2 protein-coding genes are annotated in these 363 nt (G+C 58.1%); both read left to right on the forward strand.

Annotated elements, in window-relative coordinates; translation table 11 throughout:
- A partial coding sequence (locus D3227_RS40950) for a transposase domain-containing protein (protein ID WP_147377862.1) occupies positions 1 to 201 on the forward strand: 201 nt, incomplete at its 5' end.
- On the forward strand, positions 198 to 363 hold a 166-nt coding region (locus D3227_RS44230; protein WP_425374606.1), incomplete at its 3' end, for an IS1096 element passenger TnpR family protein. The genes D3227_RS40950 and D3227_RS44230, both read left to right, overlap by 4 nt.

The following is a 363-nucleotide window of genomic DNA, read 5'->3' on the forward strand; positions in this document are numbered from 1 at the left end:
GCAATCAGGCCCCAGACAATTACGAGAAAAAATAGTCTCTTCGCTGGAAGCGAGGGCGGTGGACGCACTTGGGCGACCGTCGCGACACTTCTGCAAACCTGTAAAATGAATGGCGTCGACCCACTCGACTGGCTCTCCCAGACCTTGATGCGCATCGCTCAGCGCTGGCCCGCAGCCAAAATCGAAATGCTCATGCCCTGAAACTTCAAACCAGACGCCGTCAGCTAACCGCTTACCCAGAAACGCATTATCCCTGCTGCATCGGCGGTGACGGCAATTGCCCGCCAGAGGACAGCGGCGGCCCTGAAAGGTGGACGCGGCAGAAGGACGAGGCCCTTGGGCTGGAAATGGATAAGGATCTCG

Source organism: Mesorhizobium waimense (genome assembly GCF_003601975.1).
GTDB classification, from domain to species: domain Bacteria; phylum Pseudomonadota; class Alphaproteobacteria; order Rhizobiales; family Rhizobiaceae; genus Mesorhizobium; species Mesorhizobium waimense.